The organism is Vibrio sp. 1288 (assembly GCF_033344475.1).
In genome coordinates, this window is sequence record NZ_JAWPOX010000490.1 from 1 (window position 1) to 719 (window position 719).

At 50.6% G+C, this 719-nt stretch carries 1 protein-coding gene and 1 pseudogene; both read right to left on the reverse strand.

All coding sequences use genetic code 11. The features are described from left to right. The coding region (locus tag R8O11_RS27580; RefSeq protein WP_318194920.1) for a FecCD family ABC transporter permease at window positions 1–505 on the reverse strand (505 nt) is incomplete at its 3' end. Window positions 506–514: 9 nt separating this feature from the next. Further along, a pseudogene (locus tag R8O11_RS27585) lies at window positions 515–719 on the reverse strand (hemin ABC transporter substrate-binding protein); the annotation flags it as partial.

A 719-nucleotide genomic window follows, 5' to 3' on the forward strand; every position in this document is an offset into this window, starting at 1 on the left:
CACTGATCGCCACGCCAGCGAGCAGCATGATCGTGACGGACGTACCAAACTTATTCGTACCGAGCCAGTACACCAGCACCGTTGTCAGAGCACCGCCCAGAAAAGCAAATAATGGCAACGCTGCTAAGTTCATGAGTTGAGGATGGTTTTGGCTAAACTCAGCAAAAACGACGATGGCAAAAGCGCCGCCCAGCGCCGCACCAGCAGAAACCCCAATAATGCCGGGTTCTGCCAATGGGTTTCGGAAAAGCCCTTGCATGACCACCCCACAAATGGAGAGGATTGCGCCGATGAACATACACAAAATCGTACGAGGCAGGCGAATCTCATTGATAACGAGTTGAATGTGCGGTGCCAGCTCTGAATGTGCGCCAATTAAGCCGCGCAGACTGTCTGTGAAACTGATGTTCATCGGGCCGACGGTTATAGAAGCGATGGCGATAAACGCTAAAAATCCAGACAGCGTAATCAGCGTGGTTGATAAAGGAATACGTCGTAACAGCATCGAAAATCTCTATGGGTAAAGCAAGGTATTGAGACGTTTAGCCTCTGACAGGCTTTTTAGTCCCAAACCGCCAACCAAAGCGTGTCCATCAATGGTGATGATGTTCTTTGTCTGGCCTGCTGGTGTTGCTGCAAGTAACGGCATCGCCTTTAAAATGGCGTCTGCACCGCCCATGGTCTCATAGCTGCGGCCACTAACTAAAATGACATCGGGT